Annotated in this window: 18 protein-coding genes; 12 read left to right on the plus strand and 6 right to left on the minus strand. The window is 57.2% G+C overall.

Annotation, left to right across the window (positions count from 1 at the left end; genetic code table 11):
• Positions 1-79: 79 nt before the first annotated feature.
• From ACR0AM_RS00470 to lexA, 6 genes are all read left to right on the plus strand, one after another.
• A complete protein-coding gene (locus tag ACR0AM_RS00470) occupies positions 80-661 on the plus strand; it encodes an anthranilate synthase component II (protein WP_480472961.1) in 582 nt (193 codons plus the stop codon).
• Positions 658-1,677 carry an anthranilate phosphoribosyltransferase gene (trpD, locus tag ACR0AM_RS00475; protein ID WP_480553611.1) on the plus strand — a complete coding sequence of 340 codons (1,020 nt, stop codon included), beginning with the start codon at positions 658-660 and terminating at the stop codon, positions 1,675-1,677. Before ACR0AM_RS00470 ends, trpD begins: the two co-directional genes overlap by 4 nt.
• The gene (gene trpC / locus ACR0AM_RS00480) at positions 1,674-2,486 is read left to right on the plus strand and encodes an indole-3-glycerol phosphate synthase TrpC (protein ID WP_480621839.1); all 813 of its coding nucleotides are present in this window, start codon (positions 1,674-1,676) and stop codon (positions 2,484-2,486) included. The genes trpD and trpC overlap by 4 nt, the downstream gene beginning before the upstream one ends.
• Positions 2,486-2,959 carry a cyclic pyranopterin monophosphate synthase MoaC gene (gene moaC, locus ACR0AM_RS00485; RefSeq protein WP_209596413.1) on the plus strand — a complete coding sequence of 158 codons (474 nt, stop codon included), beginning with the start codon at positions 2,486-2,488 and terminating at the stop codon, positions 2,957-2,959. Before trpC ends, moaC begins: the two co-directional genes overlap by 1 nt.
• Positions 2,956-4,128: a molybdopterin molybdotransferase MoeA gene (locus tag ACR0AM_RS00490; RefSeq protein WP_480621840.1), complete on the plus strand. Its 1,173-nt coding sequence runs from the start codon at positions 2,956-2,958 to the stop codon at positions 4,126-4,128. The genes moaC and ACR0AM_RS00490 overlap by 4 nt, the downstream gene beginning before the upstream one ends.
• A gap of 78 nt (positions 4,129-4,206) precedes the next feature.
• Entirely contained in the window at positions 4,207-4,905 is a 699-nt protein-coding gene (lexA, locus tag ACR0AM_RS00495) for a transcriptional repressor LexA (RefSeq protein ID WP_480621841.1), read from the plus strand.
• Here lexA and ACR0AM_RS00500 read toward each other — a convergent pair.
• Positions 4,899-6,947, minus strand: a complete 2,049-nt coding sequence (locus tag ACR0AM_RS00500) for a ComEC/Rec2 family competence protein (RefSeq protein ID WP_480621842.1) — start codon at positions 6,945-6,947, stop codon at positions 4,899-4,901. The genes lexA and ACR0AM_RS00500 overlap by 7 nt on opposite strands.
• 78 nt (positions 6,948-7,025) lie before the next feature.
• Here ACR0AM_RS00500 and gltX point away from each other — a divergent pair, with 78 nt between their 5' ends.
• Positions 7,026-8,426, plus strand: a complete 1,401-nt coding sequence (gene gltX / locus ACR0AM_RS00505) for a glutamate--tRNA ligase (RefSeq protein WP_480622072.1) — start codon at positions 7,026-7,028, stop codon at positions 8,424-8,426.
• A gap of 121 nt (positions 8,427-8,547) precedes the next feature.
• Positions 8,548-9,843, plus strand: a complete 1,296-nt coding sequence (gltA, locus tag ACR0AM_RS00510; RefSeq protein WP_480472976.1) for a citrate synthase — start codon at positions 8,548-8,550, stop codon at positions 9,841-9,843.
• Positions 9,844-9,936: 93 nt separating this feature from the next.
• On the opposite strand, the gene ACR0AM_RS00515 is transcribed toward gltA, so the two are convergent.
• The gene (locus ACR0AM_RS00515) at positions 9,937-11,004 is read right to left on the minus strand and encodes a PA0069 family radical SAM protein (RefSeq protein ID WP_480621843.1); all 1,068 of its coding nucleotides are present in this window, start codon (positions 11,002-11,004) and stop codon (positions 9,937-9,939) included.
• A 270-nt stretch (positions 11,005-11,274) separates the two neighbouring features.
• On the opposite strand from ACR0AM_RS00515, the gene ACR0AM_RS00520 reads away from it, so the two are divergent.
• The 3 genes from ACR0AM_RS00520 (at position 11,275) to ACR0AM_RS00530 (ending at position 13,894) form a co-directional block, all read left to right on the plus strand.
• Positions 11,275-11,973: a corrinoid protein gene (locus tag ACR0AM_RS00520; RefSeq protein ID WP_209503809.1), complete on the plus strand. Its 699-nt coding sequence runs from the start codon at positions 11,275-11,277 to the stop codon at positions 11,971-11,973.
• A 146-nt stretch (positions 11,974-12,119) separates the two neighbouring features.
• The gene (locus ACR0AM_RS00525) at positions 12,120-13,157 is read left to right on the plus strand and encodes a Hint domain-containing protein (protein ID WP_480621844.1); all 1,038 of its coding nucleotides are present in this window, start codon (positions 12,120-12,122) and stop codon (positions 13,155-13,157) included.
• A 77-nt stretch (positions 13,158-13,234) separates the two neighbouring features.
• The gene (locus ACR0AM_RS00530) at positions 13,235-13,894 is read left to right on the plus strand and encodes a DUF1638 domain-containing protein (protein ID WP_480480760.1); all 660 of its coding nucleotides are present in this window, start codon (positions 13,235-13,237) and stop codon (positions 13,892-13,894) included.
• Between the two features lie 2 nt (positions 13,895-13,896).
• Here the strand turns inward: ACR0AM_RS00530 and ACR0AM_RS00535 are convergent, their stop codons facing one another.
• Positions 13,897-14,307 carry a SufE family protein gene (locus tag ACR0AM_RS00535; protein WP_267367543.1) on the minus strand — a complete coding sequence of 137 codons (411 nt, stop codon included), beginning with the start codon at positions 14,305-14,307 and terminating at the stop codon, positions 13,897-13,899.
• Between the two features lie 138 nt (positions 14,308-14,445).
• Here ACR0AM_RS00535 and ACR0AM_RS00540 point away from each other — a divergent pair, with 138 nt between their 5' ends.
• Positions 14,446-14,976, plus strand: a complete 531-nt coding sequence (locus tag ACR0AM_RS00540; protein ID WP_480553623.1) for a hypothetical protein — start codon at positions 14,446-14,448, stop codon at positions 14,974-14,976.
• 6 nt (positions 14,977-14,982) lie between these two features.
• Here ACR0AM_RS00540 and rnd read toward each other — a convergent pair whose 3' ends face one another.
• The 3 genes from rnd to purM all read right to left on the minus strand — a co-directional run bounded on the left by rnd (position 14,983) and on the right by purM (position 17,894).
• Positions 14,983-16,140, minus strand: coding sequence for a ribonuclease D (gene rnd, locus ACR0AM_RS00545; RefSeq protein WP_480553625.1), 1,158 nt, complete (start codon positions 16,138-16,140; stop codon positions 14,983-14,985).
• A gap of 114 nt (positions 16,141-16,254) precedes the next feature.
• Positions 16,255-16,851, minus strand: a complete 597-nt coding sequence (gene purN / locus ACR0AM_RS00550; RefSeq protein WP_480553627.1) for a phosphoribosylglycinamide formyltransferase — start codon at positions 16,849-16,851, stop codon at positions 16,255-16,257.
• On the minus strand, positions 16,848-17,894 hold the full coding sequence (gene purM, locus ACR0AM_RS00555) for a phosphoribosylformylglycinamidine cyclo-ligase (protein WP_480553629.1): 1,047 nt from the start codon (positions 17,892-17,894) through the stop codon (positions 16,848-16,850). Before purM ends, purN begins: the two co-directional genes overlap by 4 nt.
• Between the last annotated feature and the right edge of the window lie 41 nt (positions 17,895-17,935).

Consider the following 17,935-nt stretch of genomic DNA (forward strand, 5'->3'; position numbering starts at 1 on the left):
GCATGTATGTGCGGACATTATACCGTGGCCCGGGGTTGCATCGCCAGCCCGAAATGCCCAAGCGAAGATAAGTGCCCATATGCTGCTGCTGATCGACAACTACGACTCGTTTACCTACAATTTGGTACATTATTTGGGCGAACTTGGTGCCGAAATGGTCATTCGCCGCAATGATGCGCTGGATGTACAGGAAGCAATGGCCATGAACCCGGCTGGCATCTTGCTAAGCCCCGGCCCCTGCGACCCGGATCAGGCGGGCATCTGTCTAGCTCTGACCGAAGCCGCGGCCGAGACTAAAACGCCCCTTTTGGGGGTTTGTCTTGGGCATCAGACCATCGGACAGGCGTTCGGTGGCAAGGTTGTTAGATGCCACGAAATTGTGCATGGCAAGATGGGCATCATGCACCACACGGGAAAAGGCGTCTTTGCTGGCCTTCCATCGCCCTTTGAAGCCACACGCTACCATTCGCTGGTGGTCGAGCGCGAGACGCTGCCCGACTGTCTTGAGATCACAGCCGAGCTGGAAGACGGCACGATCATGGGACTGCAACACAAGGAACTGCCTATTCACGGTGTTCAGTTCCACCCTGAATCGATTGCTTCCGAGCATGGTCACGCACTTCTCAAGAACTTCCTGCAAGAACTGAAAGTCCCCGCATGAGCGACGCGCTGAAACCGTTGATCGGAGCAGCCGCCGATCGTCCGCTGACCCGTAAAGAGGCCGAGACTGCCTTTGGCATCCTGTTCAACGGCGAAGCCACGCCAAGCCAGATCGGCGGGCTGTTGATGGCGATGCGCACGAGGGGGGAAACGGTAGATGAATATGCCGCGGCCGCGGCTGTCATGCGCGCCAAGTGCAATGCCGTGCGGGCGCCCGAAGGGGCGATCGACATCGTTGGCACGGGCGGGGACGGAAAAGGTACTCTGAATATCTCGACCGCGACGGCCTTTGTCGTCGCAGGCGCTGGCGTGACAGTCGCCAAACACGGCAACCGCAACCTAAGTTCCAAATCAGGCGCAGCGGATGCATTGGGTCAAATGGGCATCAACGTCATGGTTGGCCCGCAAGTCGTTGAAAGTGCTCTGAAAGATGTCGGGATCGGATTCATGATGGCGCCGATGCATCACCCGGCCATTGCGCATGTTATGCCTTCGCGGCAGGAGCTGGGAACGCGCACGATTTTCAATATCCTTGGCCCACTGACCAACCCTGCCGGTGTCAAACGGCAACTGACTGGCGCCTTTAGCCGCGAGTTGATCCGCCCCATGGCTGAAACACTAGGCTTGCTGGGGTCAGATCGCGCGTGGCTGGTGCACGGATCAGACGGGACAGACGAATTGACGATCACCGGTATCAGCTGGGTCGCCGCTTTAGAAGATGACGTGATCAAAGAGGTCGAGCTGCACCCCGAGGATGCTGGCCTGCCCGTGCACCCTTTCGAAGACATCCTCGGCGGAACCCCTGAAGAAAATGCCATCGCATTTCGTGCGCTGCTGGACGGCGCTCGGTCAGCGTATCGTGACGCCGTGTTGCTGAACTCTGCCGCCGCATTGGTTGTCGCCGATGCTGCAAGTGATCTGCGCGAAGGCGTGGCCATGGCCGCCGAGAGCATCGACAGCGGTGAAGCCAAAAACAAAATCACGGCCTTGGCCGCCAAGACTCAGGAGGCCGCATGACCGAAACCGTTCTGGACAAGATCAAAGCCTACAAACTGGAAGAGATCGCAGCAGACAAGGCTCATAAGTCCTTGGAAACTCTGGAAAGTGAAGCACGCGCCGCTTCGGAAACCCGCGGGTTTGCCGCAGCTCTTCAAGCTGCGTCCCGGCAAGGTTACGGCCTGATTGCCGAGGTCAAGAAAGCCAGCCCCTCCAAGGGTTTGATCCGGCCAGATTTTGATCCGCCTGCCTTGGCCAAGGCCTATGAAGAAGGCGGTGCTACGTGTTTGTCCGTGCTCACCGACACGCCGAGCTTTCAGGGTGCCAAGGAATATCTAACACAAGCGCGTAACGCGACATCTCTGCCCGCTTTGCGTAAGGATTTCATGTATGACCCTTATCAGGTGGTCGAGGCACGTGCTTTGGAAGCCGACTGTATTCTGATCATCATGGCATCCGTCAGCGATGATCAGGCAGCCGAGTTGGAACAAACCGCTTTCGATTGGGAGATGGACGTTCTGATTGAGGTTCACGACCAAGCCGAGCTTGAACGCGCAGCCCAACTGAAAAGTCCTTTGATCGGCATAAACAACCGCAATCTCAAGACCTTCGAAACCACTCTTGATACGACTCGGCGCTTGTCCAAACTGGTACCGGCAGACCGTACTATCGTGTGCGAAAGCGGGTTGGGCACGCCAGAAGATTTGCGGGATATTGCGCGCTATGGCGCCCGGTGCTTTTTGATCGGCGAAAGCCTGATGCGCCAGGACGATGTCGAAGCGGCCACCCGCCACATCCTGTCCAATCCGCTTATCCCCGGAGTGATGTGATGCCGCTGACCCATTTCGATGCTCAAGGTCAGGCGCACATGGTCGACGTCTCGGGCAAAGAGGTCACAGATCGTATAGCCGTGGCTGTGGGTCACGTTAAGATGGCACCGGAAACCTATGAAATCATTTCAGAACAACGCGCTGCTAAGGGCGATGTTTTGGGCGTTGCCCGCCTGGCCGGCATCATGGGTGCAAAAAAGACGCCGGATCTAATCCCGCTCTGCCATCCTTTGCCAGTAACTAAGGTTGCCGTTGAACTGACCCTCGACCCGGATCTGCCGGGAGTTCAGATCGAAGCAACGGTCAAAACGTCAGGTCAAACCGGAGTTGAGATGGAGGCCCTGACCGCCGTTTCCACCGCGGCCTTGACTGTGTACGACATGACCAAAGCCGTCGACAAAGCGATGGAAATTGGCGGTATTCATGTAAGTCTTAAAGACGGCGGAAAATCAGGGCGTTACGAGGCGAAATGATTACCGTCGAAGAAGCGCGCGCCCTGCTGTTCGATCTTGTCGGCCCTCTACCTTCGGAACAGGTTGCTCTGGCCCAGTCTGCGGGACGTGTTCTGTCGCACGAGGTTGTGGCAACGCGCGACCAGCCGCCATTTGCGGCATCATCGATGGATGGCTATGCCGTCAAAGCCGACGAAGTCGAGCTTCATGCCATGTTCAAAGTGGTGGGCGAATCCGCTGCGGGTCGTCGTTTCGACGGCTCGGTGGGCCCCGGTCAGGCCGTGCGTATCTTTACCGGCGCTCCGGTTCCCGAGGGCGCGGATTTCGTTGTGATTCAGGAAGATACCGACCGGCGTGGCGATCTGATCACAATCACAGACGACCCCGGCCCCAAAACGAACATCCGCCCTGCCGGTGTGGATTTTATGGCAGGGACCCCCATCACGGCACCGCGTTTGATCCGCGCCGAAGACATTGCCCTGATGGCTGCAATGAATATCGCGCGGGTCCCGGTTTCTCGAAAACCCGTCATTGCCCTGATCTCGACCGGCGACGAACTTGTCATGCCCGGCGAAGAACCGGGAACGGACCAGATTATCGCGTCAAACACGTTTGGACTGCGGGCATTGCTTGAGGGGCTCGGTGCTGTGGTTCGTGTCCTTCCGATTGCACGGGACACGGTCTCATCACTTGAAACGGCTTTTCACCTGGCACGAGGGGCCGATCTCGTTGTGACGATTGGCGGTGCGTCGGTTGGGGACTACGACCTTGTGTCTGACGTTTCGCAGGGGCTGGGGATGGATCGGTCTTTCTACAAGATCCGAATGCGCCCCGGAAAACCTCTGATGGCTGGTCGCATGGGTGACACCGCGATGGTCGGGCTTCCGGGGAACCCGGTCAGCGCGATGGTCTGTGGCTATCTGTTCCTTGCCCCGATGGTGCGCCGGATGCTGGGGCTGGAAATGGTTCTGCCACCCTTTCGCTCTGCCCGGTTGACCGAACCACTGTCACAAAACGGCCCGCGCGAGCATTACATGCGTGCGGTTCTAAGCGAAACGGGTATCCAGGCCTGTGCAGATCAGGACAGCTCTCTGCTCAGCGTTCTGGCGCAGGCAAACGCCCTTTTGGTCCGTCCCCCGAACGACCCCGCCCGCAAGGCCGGGGAAACGGTTCGATACCTGCCGATCTGAACTTCGCCCAAATTCATTGACACAAAACGTGAACATGCGTAGAACAAAAGAAAACGCATGAGCGACGAGGTGTGAGCAATGCTAACCAAGAAGCAATTGGATTTGTTGAAATTCATCCAAAAACGCGTGCAGGCGGACGGTGTTCCGCCCAGTTTCGATGAAATGAAGGCCGCGCTTGACCTGCGGTCGAAATCCGGCATCCACAGGCTGATCACTGCGCTGGAGGAACGCGGCTTTATCCGTCGCCTCGCGCATCGTGCCCGCGCGATTGAAATTGTGAAACTTCCTGAAAGCCTTGGCGGTGAACCAACTGCCGGATTTTCACCCCGCGTGATCGAAGGTGACCGGCCCAAAGGCCCCCGCCCGGCCAATATTGAACCGGTTGCGGTGGACGCGTTGGAATTGCCGGTGATGGGCCGGATCGCGGCGGGTGTCCCTATTGAAGCGATCAGTCATGTGTCACATCACGTGGCGGTCCCCGGCCCCATGGTTTCCGGGAAAGGCCAGCACTATGCGCTTGAGGTTCGCGGTGACTCGATGATCGACGCGGGCATCAATGACGGTGATGTGGTCGTCATCCGCGAAACCGCGACTGCTGATAACGGTGATATCGTGGTTGCACTGGTAGAAGATCAGGAAGCGACGCTGAAACGCTTTTTCCGCCGCGGCAACGCTATTGCACTCGAAGCGGCCAACCCGGCTTATGAGACGCGCGTTCTTCCCGAAGAAATGGTCAAGGTTCAGGGTCGCCTAGTCGGTCTGATCCGCACCTATTGACCCGGCTTTAAACGACGGTCCCCTGCGGGCTTCGGGGACCAGAGCCGTTGGCCTGTCAGTTCTGCGCTGGAAGTCAGCTTTCCGTCCGACAATGACAGGCTGCCGGTTTCGCTCAGGTGATCCGGATCGAAGATGGCGCACGCGCCCGCAAGGGGCAGCGCGACCGTCGAAACAATGATCTGGTTGTGTTTGCATTCGTCGAACGCGCGCGCGGCCTTTTTGCCCGAAATATGGATGATTTCCATATCCTGATAAGGGTATCGCTGAACGGTGCTGCTATCCGGCCATCGGCCTGCTGCCGCAATCTGATCAACACCGTCACCGTCATTCTCCAGCCAGACGCTGGCGACAAACCCACTGCCTTTGCTTTTACTCAGGGCCCGACCCTGAGAGGTCATCACGCCGACCAACCCCCCGTTTTCTGCAATCAGAACATCTGGCCTGTGGCCCGAATTCCAAAGCAAAAATGAAAGAATGACGGGCCCGACCCCGTACCAACGCGCCCGCCCTTGCCACAAGGCCAGCCACAAAGCCCCAACAGCAACAAGTGGCAATACATACCAGGACGGACTGACTACAAAACCCTGAGCACCGCCGAGATGTGACACCCAGTTTGACACCCACAGGATCCAATGCAGAGCCCAGCCCATTACGGTCAGCGGGACAGCCTCCAACCCAAATGGGGCCGCCAGTGCGGCGATAACTGCCGCTGGTACAACAACAAGGCCCATCACGGGCACGGACAGCAGATTCGCCAACAGTCCATAGTGAGACATCGTATTGAAATGCGCAGCGCCAATTGGGGCCGTGGCAAGCCCGGCTATCGCCGAGGACATAACCACGCCAGCAATCGGTTTTAACCAATTCGGGCCCGGTAACGGACCCACCTTTTGCAATGCACCGAAGACGGCGACCAATGCTGTCGTTGCGGCAAAGGACATCTGAAACCCTGGGCTAAGCAGCGACTCGGGCCAAAGAACCAGAACGATCAGCGCAGCAACAGAAACCGCACGCAATGAAATCGCACGCCTGTCGATCAACACGGCCCCCAGCATGACACTGACCATGACATAGGCGCGTTCGGTTGCGATATTCCCGCCGGACAACAGCAAATAGAGCGTTGCCGCGATCAGCGCGAACACAGCCGCAACTTTTCGAACAGGTAGCCTCAATGCCACGTAGGGGATCAGTGACAAACCAATGCGACAGGCCACAAAAACAAAACCCGTCAGTAACCCCATGTGAAGTCCGGAAATGGCAAGCAAATGCGCCAGGTTCGACGCGCGCAGGGACAAGAGCGTCTCTTGCCTCATACCACTGCGATCACCTGTGGTGACGGCAGCAGCAAACCCACCGATTTCTCCGGGCAGGATTTGTTTCACTCGCCGCGATATCGCCATTCGGATTGCGGTAATCCGAACACCGCCAATACCGTCTTTGGCTGGCGCAATCGTCAAAACAGGAACGCGGGTATACCCGACCGCACCCAACCCCTGAAACCAGGCATGGCGACGAAAATCGAACCCGCCAGGTTCAACCGGGCCCTGCGGCGGCGAAAGATGCGCTGTGGTCATGATCCGTTGGCCAGGCGCAAAAGGGTCTGTCGTGCCATGAACAGAAAGACGGATGCGTCGCGGCCTGCGCTCATTCGGTACGTCCCCTACGCGCACCTGATCGAGCGTCAACCGCAACGCATCCGAGGCAGACCGATCCATGGCGACGACCCTCCCCTCGACAGGGCCATAGTACCGCCAGGACAGAACCGGTTCTGCCACCATATGGGCGCGAGTACCTGCCAGTATTACACCGACCGCAATCAGCGCCCCCCCGGTCGCTAACGTTCCCACCCCCGGTGGCAGCCGGCGGCTTAAGGCAAAAAGAGCCAGGAACAAGCACGACAGACCTGCATATACCGGCCAGCCGGGCTCGCTCCGGGCACCGAAATAGAGACCGATCCCCGTTGCCAGCATGACTGGCGTCCACGGAAACAGGTAACCTGTCTGGTGCAGCAGCGCGGCCTCGACCCGTGCAAGAACACGCATGGTTGCCCCCGTCCTTCGGGCTCGTTAGACAGGCGTCAAACTATGCCAGATACGGTTACCAAAAGGTTAATCCTCAACATGTCCGAACAGGTCGTCACACGTTTTGCCCCCTCGCCCACAGGTTTTCTGCACATCGGTGGCGCGCGCACCGCATTGTTCAACTGGCTTTACGCCCGCGGACGTGGTGGAAAGTTCCTGCTGCGGATCGAAGACACCGACCGGGAACGCTCGACCCCCGAGGCGACCGCCGCGATCCTTCAGGGCATGGAATGGCTGGGACTGGACCATAATGGCGATGTAATCAGCCAGTTCGAAGGAGCTGCCCGGCATGCTGAAGTCGCGCACCAGCTTCTGGCCGAGGGAAAGGCATATAAATGCTTCTCGACGCAGGACGAAATTGCCGCCTTTCGTGAACAGGCACGGGCCGAGGGCAAGTCGACCCTGTTCCGCAGCCCCTGGCGTGACGCTGATCCTTCAGCACATCCCGACCTGCCATTTGTCGTTCGCATCAAGGCTCCGCAGGACGGCACAACAGTTATCCGCGATCAGGTTCAGGGCAACGTGACCATTCGCAACGACCAACTGGATGACATGGTTTTGCTGCGTTCCGACGGGACACCGGTCTACATGCTGGCGGTGGTGGTCGACGATCATGATATGGGTGTTACCCATGTCATTCGCGGCGACGATCACCTCAATAACGCGGCGCGCCAGATGATGATTTACGAGGCGATGGGCTGGGATGTTCCGGTCTGGGCCCATATTCCGCTGATCCACGGGCCAGACGGTAAGAAACTGTCCAAACGCCATGGCGCGCTTGGCGCGCAGGAATACCAGGCCATGGGCTATCCCGCCGCCGGGATGCGCAACTATCTGGCCCGTCTGGGCTGGAGCCATGGTGACGATGAATTCTTTACTGATGCACAGGCAAAGGAGTGGTTTGATCTGAACGGCATCGGCAAAAGCCCTGCCCGGTTTGATCTGAAAAAACTGGAAAACCTGTGTGGTCAACACATCGCCATTTCTGAGGATGCTGCGTTGCGGCATGAAATCGGAGCCTACCTGGCCGCAGCTGCTTTACCACCCCTGACAGATTCACAATCGAGTGATTTGGAACGTGCGATGTATTGCCTCAAGGATCGGGCGCGGACTTTTCCTGAACTCCTTGAAAAGGCTCACTTTGCCTTGACGGAACGCCCAATCGTTCCCGACGAGAAAGCCGCAAAGGCGCTGGCATCTGTATCCGACGGTATACTGGAAGAATTGACGCCGCAGTTGCAAAATGCTAGCTGGTCTCGAGACGAACTGGAGGAGACCCTGAATTCCTTTGCCGAGTCAAAGGAGCTCACGTTCGGCAAGCTGGCTGGCCCACTCAGGGCCGCCTTGGCTGGTCGGGCCGTCACGCCTTCGGTTTTTGACATGATGCTTGTGCTGGGACGGGATGAAACCCTGGCGCGGCTTTCAGAAGCAGCGAAATAACCCGAATTTCATAAACGGGTAACGCTGCTCCGCTAACACCCGGACTGCGCGAAAGCGCGCAGTCGTTGCCCGCACTGCCCGAGGTTTCTTTGGCATGCGTATGAATGAAGAAGGGATAACCATGACAGACAGCAACAAAACAGCCACTCTGACCGTTCACGGCAAAGAGTATGAGTTGCCGGTTCATACCCCGACCGCCGGTCCGGATGTCATTGATATTCGGAAGCTTTACGGTCAGGCAGGGGTATTCACCTATGATCCCGGTTTCACTTCAACCGCAAGCTGTGACAGCACAATAACCTTTATCGATGGTGAAAAAGGCGAGTTGCTGCACCGTGGCTACCCGATCGACCAACTGGCAGAGAAATCGCACTTTCTTGAGGTCTGCTATCTGCTGCTCTACGGAGAGCTGCCGGTCGCAAAAGATCTGGAGAAATTCGAAACCACGATCACCCGCCACACCATGCTGCATGAGCAGATGCAGTATTTCTACCGTGGTTTCCGCCGCGACGCGCATCCCATGGCCATTATGGTCGGTGTTGTCGGCGCAATGTCGGCCTTCTATCACGATTCGACCGATATCGCGGACCCGCATCAGCGCGAGGTCGCCTCGCATCGCCTGATCGCCAAAATGCCGACAATCGCCGCATGGGCTTATAAATACCACACGGGGCAGCCCTTCGTGTATCCGCGCAATGACTTGGATTATGCGTCGAACTTCCTGCGCATGTGTTTCAGCGTTCCTGCCGAAGAATATGAGGTCAACCCGATCCTCAGCCGCGCGATGGACCGTATCTTAACGCTTCACGCAGACCACGAGCAGAATGCGTCAACGTCCACCGTGCGTCTGGCGTCGTCATCGGGCGCAAATCCGTTTGCATGCATCGCCGCTGGTATTGCCTGCTTGTGGGGGCCGTCCCATGGTGGCGCCAACCAGGCATGTCTGGAAATGTTGGAAGAGATCGGCACCGTAGATCGCATTCCCGAATTCATCGCCCGTGCCAAAGACAAGAACGACCCGTTCCGCCTGATGGGCTTTGGCCACCGCGTGTACAAAAACTTTGACCCACGCGCAAAGGTGATGAAGCAGTCGGCCGACGAGGTTCTGGATCTTCTGGGCATTGAAGACAACCCGAAACTGCAGGTCGCTAAAGAGCTCGAACGTGAAGCGCTGGAAGACCCGTATTTCGCCGACAAAAAGCTGTTCCCGAACGTTGACTTCTATTCGGGTATCATCCTCGAGGCGATGGGTTTCCCGACCTCAATGTTCACACCAATCTTCGCACTTTCACGGACCGTTGGCTGGGTAAGCCAGTGGAAAGAGATGATTGAAGATCCACAGAACAAGATCGGCCGTCCGCGTCAGCTGTATCTGGGTGAGACGCTGCGCGACTACGTGGACATCGAAAACCGCTAATCCATTAGGGTTCGCAATCAATCCAGAAGGCCCCGGTTAAACCGGGGTCTTTTGCTTTCGATACTGAAGCAGCGGACGGTTCGGCGTTTGGTTTCAGAACAAGCTCATTTGATCCCCGGGTTGCGGCGGAACTGCAAACCGGTCGCATCGTAACGGAGCGGATTTTATAGAAAGCCCCAGTCTTTTGCAGGTTTTAGCGAACCTCAGGGCGATGAGCTCGGCATATTCCCCTTCACCCCGCATCCTGTGCCCCCAGCGCGGGTCGTAATCCCGCCCGCCATGCATTTCGCGCAGCTTGGACATGACCTTTTCTGCACGGGCGGGTTCATGCTCTGCCAGCCAGTCCTGCCAAAGCTGAGATACTTCGCGGGGCAATCGCAACATGATCCAGCTTGCCGCATCTGCGCCCGCCTCTTTTCCAGAGTCCAACAGGTTCTCCAACTCATGATCTGTCAGCCCAGGCACAATAGGCGAGGTCATTACGCGAACCGGAACGCCCGCATCGGTCAACGCTTTGATCGTCTGCAACCGACGCGCCGGAGACGGTGCGCGGGGCTCCATCCGCCGGGACAGACCTGCATCCAGCGTGGTGAGCGATATACCAACCCGCGCCAATCCCCGGCTAGCCATGTCAGCCAGAATATCCAGATCACGCTCAATCAATGCTCCTTTGGTCACGATTGCGACCGGGTGGTTGAATTCTTGCAAGACCTCAAGGCACGACCTTGTAATCAGGCGGTTTTTTTCGATGGGCTGGTAAGGGTCGGTGTTTGTCCCGATCGCGAGCGTGGCGACCTTGTAGGACTTCGCCGACAGTTCCTTGCGCAGAACAACGCTCATGTTGGGGCGCGCAACAAGGCGGGTTTCGAAATCCAGTCCTGCGGACAAGCCCAGATAGGCGTGGCTTGGTCTGGCGAAACAATAGACACAGCCATGCTCACACCCCCGATATGGGTTGATCGAACGATCAAAAGGCAAATCAGGTGAACGGTTAAAGGTGATGGCACTGCGCGCCACCTCATCCCGCGTCTCGGTTCGCAGGGGCGGCAAGTCTTCATCGATGTCCCACCCGTCATCAACAGCCTGCGTTGCAAACCGTTCAAACCGCCCAGCAGTATTGGACGCCACCCCCCTTGCCTTGACGACATACCCGATGCTCACGATATATTTGTTCCCTATTTGTTCTTCTTGTACGATAAGCCTGAAACAAAACCTGTGCAAGCCAACCCTTCGAAGAAACAGGAACGCACAGATGAAAAATAAACAGGATAATATTGCAGACTTTTCAATCGAGCCGGTGCCATTTTTGGCATATAGGTCGGTCCCGAAACGACCAACGTCGCAATCGTCACAGTCAGAATGCGACGTTTTGGCCAAAACGGAAAAAATGCCACCACGGGCCGATGGCCCGCCCAGCACAGGGAATACCCCATGTCCGACGAAGAAGATATCGTCCTGTCCGAACTGAATGATGACGAACTGGTCGATCAGATGTTCGACGATCTCTATGACGGATTGAAAGAAGAGATCGAAGAAGGCACCAATATCCTGCTGGAACGCGGATGGACGCCGTATGACATCCTGACCAAAGCTCTGGTTGGCGGCATGACCATTGTGGGCCATGACTTCCGCGACGGCATTCTGTTTGTACCTGAGGTTCTGCTGGCGGCCAACGCGATGAAAGGCGGCATGTCGATCCTCAAGCCGCTGCTGGCTGAAACCGGTGCTCCGCGTGTTGGCAAAATGGTTATCGGCACCGTGAAGGGCGACATCCACGATATCGGCAAGAACCTTGTGTCGATGATGATGGAAGGCGCAGGCTTCGAAGTTGTCGATCTGGGAATCAACAACCCTGTCGAGAATTATCTGGAAGCACTGGAAACGGAACAGCCCGACATTCTGGGCATGTCCGCCCTGCTGACAACCACGATGCCTTACATGAAAGTCGTTATCGACACCCTGGTCGAACAGGGCGTGCGCGATGACTACATTGTTCTGGTCGGTGGCGCGCCGCTGAACGAAGAGTTCGGCAAAGCCATCGGTGCAGACGCCTACTGCCGTGACGCTGCTGTCGCAGTGGAAACCGCCAAGGATTTCGTGGGCCGCAAACATAACCAACTGGCTGGTTAAGACCACTCAGGTTTTTCTTGAAAGGCCGTCCATTTTGGGCGGTCTTTTTCGTTTTATTACACCGCCTCCGTCCTTAGGCGTCTTGATTATCCGATTGTAAACGAAAGTGCGGTTAAAAACCGAAACGTCCAAGTTTCCGGGGTTCCGTGCCGCAGTCATTCACAGCCATTTCGTTGGGCAAACTCGCCGATATCGATCATGTTGAGGGCAATTACGTCGCTGAAAACGCCTCCGCGCTTGTTGGGCAAACCTTCGGTCACACGGACGCGCCGTTATCGCACAACAGCGTGACATGGAGCGCCGTAGGAAACCCCGGCTCTGCCTATGACATGAACAACATATCTGCCAATGATCGGTTTTCGATCGACGGCGGCGCGCCGCAAACCTTTGATGGCACATCAGTGTACCACGCCACCGTCACTTATTTCGACGGCACAAGTGCAAACATTACTGCCGTTGTCGCGCAGGATGTGGATGGCAACACATATTTGGTGCCTGAGTTCTCGGCCAATGCAGATCAAGCCGCTCTGGAAGCGGGGCCTATACATTCGATCACCTTCAACAGCCTTGCTGGCAATCGATATTCAGGCATGGTGTCCAGCCGTGAAGACTGGGATCTGGTCCCCTGCTTTACCTCTGGCACGCTGATCAGAACCCGCAAAGGGGAACGCCCAGTGGAAACGCTGCGCCCCGGCGACTGGGTGGAAACCCTTGATCACGGGTTTCAAACGGTGCGCTGGGTCGGGCAGCGGCGGGTTCAGGCGGTTGGCGTGTTCGCGCCGGTCCTGTTCAAGGCAGGCGCGCTTGGGAACACCCGCGATCTGCTGGTGTCGCAGCAACACAGGATGCTGATCCAGAGCTGGCGCCTGGAACTGCATACCGGCCAAAACGAAGCACTGGCCCCCGCCAAACACCTGATCAACGGACATGACATCATCCTCAAACCCGGCGGGGTCGTAACCTACATTCACATTCTGTTTGATCAGCATGAGCTGCTCTGGTCGGAAGGCTGCCTGAGCGAGAGCTTTCATCCCGGTGCCCAAAGCTGGAACGCCCTTGAACAGTCAGCCCGACAAGAGATCCTGTCCTTGTTCCCCGAGATATCAAAGCAAGGTACTGTCGCCTACGGCCCACCCGCTCGGCCTCTGTTATCGGCATTCGAAACACGAACGTCGGCAGCCTGACACGAGATGTCGGAAGAAGGCTTGCCTGCAAGCTATTTTCATTCTCTTGTGCCATGAGCCCATAAGGATGCCGATCCATGCCAAGCGATACGTTACCAGATGATGCAAGCCTGACGACCAAAGGCTATGACGGCGTGGAAAACGCAAGCATCCTGCTGATCGCCTGTGGGGCGCTTGCGCGCGAAATTCTGGATATCAAAACGCGCAACGGCTGGGATCACATGGCGCTGACCTGCCTGCCTGCAATCCTGCATGTTCACCCGGAACGGATCACCCAAGCAGTTGAAGACAGCGTGGCCAAACACCGCGACAGGTTCGAAAAAATCTATGTGGTTTACGCCGATTGCGGAACCGGAGGTCTGCTGCAATCCGCTTGTGAAAAACTGGGCGTCGAGATGGTAAAAGGCCCTCATTGCTATTCGTTCTTCGAAGGCAATCAGGCCTTTCAGGAACGCGGCGAGGACGAAACAACTGCCTTCTACCTGACTGATTTTCTGGCCCGCCAGTTCGACGCATTTGTCTGGAAACCACTGGGTCTGGATCGCCACCCGGAACTGCGGGACATGTATTTCGGCAATTACACCAAACTGATTTATCAGGCCCAGATCGACGATCCGAAACTGACCGAACGCGCACGGGAATGCGCGGACCGCATGGGATTGGCGTTCGAACGGCGTTTCACCGGCTACGGCGATCTGGAAACCACTTTGTCAGACTGGGCAAACCGCCCCGAGTGACCTCAGGCGTTTTCCTGCGCGACCTGGCGGATGCGTTCAATCATGGCCCGCAGACCATTGGACCGCTGCGCTGACAGATGATCGTTCAAGCCCAATCGGGCCAGTTCCGCTGCCGCATCGACCTGAGGCACCTCGGACACCGGCAGCCCGTTGTATAGGGACCGAAGCACGGCGATCAGCCCGCGAACGATCAGTGCATCACTGTCGCCATCAAACTTGAACACGCCTGCTTCGATCATCGGGTGCAGCCAGACCTGACTGGCGCAGCCGTGAACCTTTGTCGCCGGAACTTTCAACGCGTCATCCAAAGGCTCCATCGCCTTGCCCTGTTCGATGACATGGCGATACCGGTCTTCCCAGTCTTCGAGAAACTCGAAATCCTCGACAATGTCTTCAAAGGCAGGCGTGGCCATGGCGCAGTGATCCTTTCGTTGAAATCACAATGTGACCTATGCCGACGACCACCTGCTGTCCAGCCCCAGCTGTGGCTTTTCAACGCGAAGAATATACGCTAACCCATTGTCTGAATTCGTGTGAAAAGCAGTGGGTCCATGCAAAAGTCTCTGTCCGTTCTTATCATCGCCATGCTGACCCTGACTGCCTGCGGCAGCTGGCGCGACTCGCGGGTGAATCCGTCAAACTGGTTTGGCTCCAGCCGGTCTGTGAAGTCTGAAACGCCGTCGGACCCAAATGCCGCCGATGCTTTGGTTCCCAAGACAAGAGAGGGAAGAGGCCTGTTTTCGCGCCCAGACGCCGAAGATACCAGCATTCCAATCGCCAAAATCGATGAGCTGCGGATCGAGCCAATTCCGTCGGGCGCGATCATCTATTCCTCTGGCACCGCGCTTCGGCAGGGTGCCTATAACGCACGCTTGGTTTCGGTTAATTCAGAAGAAAACAAAGAAAAGGGAATTCTGGAGTTTGTATTCCGCGTGAATTACCCCAGCACAGATACCCCGCAAGGATCTGAACGAACAAGAATGGTGTCGGATGCCATTAATGTCTCGACCCAGGATCTTGAAGGCATTCGTCTGATCCGTGTTGTCGGGCAACAGAATACTTTGGAATCGCGGCGGCGGTAATCGCCGCTAAAGCGAGACGACCTTGACCGCCTGCCCTTTGGCCGCCAGCGCGATTTTCCCCTCGCACAGCTTTAGTGCGTCTTCCCCAAAGACCTCGTAACGCCATCCCGACATCGCGGGCAGTTCTCGTTCGCCAGCGGCAATCTGGTCCAATTCGGAACTTGTTGCGATCAGCTTGGCCGCAACGCCTGAGCTTTCAGTTTTGGATTTCAGCAGAACCCGAAGCAAGTCGGCCAAAGCCGGGTTGACCTTCAGGTTATCCCGGGAATTGTCGATCTTCGGCAGATTTTCCTGCGGACAATTTGTGCCCTTCGTCACCGCAGCAAGAATACCTTCGGCAATCGGGCCCTTGCGCGCCTCGCGCAGCAAAAGGCGTGATCCACCGAGATCGGCGACTGTCTTGGGCTTGGTCGACGCCAGTTCGATCAAGGCATCATCCTTGAACACCCGGTTGCGCGGCACGTTATGTTCCTGCGCATACCTTTCGCGGAACTGCGCCAGCTCGCGTACAACAGCCAGGAACTTGGCCGAATTCGTTCGCGTCTTGACCCGCTTCCAGGCCTCTTCGGGACGAATGTCATACGTGGCAGGCTGCGTCAGCGTACGCAGCTCTTCAGCCACCCAGTGGCTGCGCATCGTCTTCTTGAGTTCCGCGGAAAGATATTCGTAGATCCTGCGAAGATGCGTCACATCCGCCAGTGCATATGTTTTCTGCGCCTCTGTCAAAGGGCGGCGGGACCAATCGGTGAACCGCGAAGTCTTGTCGACGCCCTGTTTGCAGATCTTCCGCACCAGCGTCTCATAGCCGACCTGCTCACCAAACCCGCAGACCATCGCGGCGACCTGTGTGTCGAACAACGGGTTGGGGAACACACCGGCCTCGACCCAGAATATCTCAAGATCCTGACGCGCGGCGTGGAACACCTTGACCACGTTCTCGTTTCGGAAAAGCTCATACAGCGGTTCGAGAGACAGGCCATCAACCAGCGGATCAACCAGAACCGCGCTGTCTTCATCATCAGAGGGAAGCGCCAGTTGCACGAGGCACAGTTTCGAATAATAGGTCCGCTCGCGCAGAAACTCGGTATCGACTGTGATATATGAATAGCTTGCGGCCGCCTTGCAGAAATCGGCCAGTTCTTGCGTCGTCGTCAGAGTTTTCATGCGCCGTACTAGTTTTGCTCTTGCTCTTGTGAGTACCCGTAAATTCCCTCGCCTCCAAGCGATACCGACGACCATAGGACGATTTTCAGGCGAGTGTAAATCACCCTCGGAACCTCACGGCATGAGAACGGGTGACCTGTTGCCTTCGGCAAAGCGGCGCAGCACCGCTGGATAAAGTTCATGTTCCCGGATCAGAACTTTTGAAGCCAGAGTTTCCGGGGTATCCGCTGGTTCGATACCCACACGCGCCTGACCCAGAATCGGGCCATCGTCCAGCGCCGCTGTCACCTCATGGACCGAGCAGCCATGTTCCGTATCGCCCGTTTCAATTGCGCGGGCGTGGGTGTGTAACCCCTTGTATTTGGGCAGCAATGAAGGGTGGATGTTTAACATTCGCCCCTGAAAGCGGGTTACGAAATCCGCGGTCAGGACCCGCATGAACCCGGCCAGGCAGACAATATCCGGCCGCGCGTCTTCCAAGGGCTTCAGCAACTCAGCCTCAAAGGCTGTGCGATTGCCCTTGAATGGCCGGTGATCGACCACTGCGGTCGGAATGCCACGGTCCGCAGCTTTTTTTAGCCCGCCCGCCTGCGCATCGTTGGACAGGACCAAACAGGGCCGCGCCGGATGATCACCGGTCATGCTGTCGACAAGCGACACCATGTTGGACCCGCCGCCCGAAATCAGGATCGCGACGCGCTTGTGGCTCACAGCAGTTTGCCCGAATAGGCAACTCCGGGCGTTTCGGTGACAGTACCAATCTGCGCCACCGTCTCGCCAGCCTCGGCCAGCAAGGTCGAAAGCTGATCGGCCTTATCCGGGTCGCACACCATGATCAGACCGATGCCACAGTTGAAGGTCTTGAGCATCTCAGCTTCCGCGATACCACCAGTCTGCGCCATCCAGCTGAAAACAGACGGCAATTGCCAACTGCCCAGATCAATCTGGGCCCCCAACCCATCCGGCAATACGCGCGGCAGGTTCTCGGTCAGACCGCCACCGGTGATATGGGCCAGCGCGTGAACGCCACCTTCGCGGATCGCGGACAGGGCCGGTTTGACATAAAGGCGCGTCGGCGTAAGCAGCACCTCGCCCAATGAACCTTCACCAAAGGGGCACGGTGCATCCCAGCCCAGACCAGACAGTTCGACGAGTTTACGTACCAGTGAATACCCGTTGGAATGCACTCCGTTCGACGCCAGACCAAGCAGCACATCCCCCGCCTGAACCCCAGAAGGCAGGTCAGCGCCGCGTTCCATTGCCCCGACCGAGAACCCGGCGAGATCGAAATCGCCATCAGGGTACATGCCGGGCATTTCGGCAGTTTCGCCACCAATCAGAGCACAACCGGATTGTGCACACCCTTCGGCAATTCCTTCAATGATCCGCGCGGCCGTGTCTGTGTCCAACTTGCCTGTCGCGAAATAGTCGAGAAAGAACAAGGGCTCGGCCCCCTGACAGATCAGGTCATTGACACACATGGCCACCAGATCGATGCCAACCCCGTCCACGACGCCGGTGTCGATCGCAATTCGCAGTTTTGTACCAACCCCGTCCGTGGCACCAACCAGAATGGGATCCTGATACCCGGCAGCTTTCAGGTCGAACAGTGCGCCGAAACCGCCCAGACCGCTCATCACGCCGGGGCGGTTGGTTCGCTTTGCTGCGGGTTTGATCCGGTCAACCAGAGCATTGCCCGCGTCAATATCCACGCCTGCATCGGCATAGGTGATTCCGTTCTTGCCCGCTGTCATGGCCAGTTCCTTTTGAATGCTTTGCGGGCGGGTTATTCGAT

The organism is Ruegeria sp. AD9 (assembly GCF_056542305.1).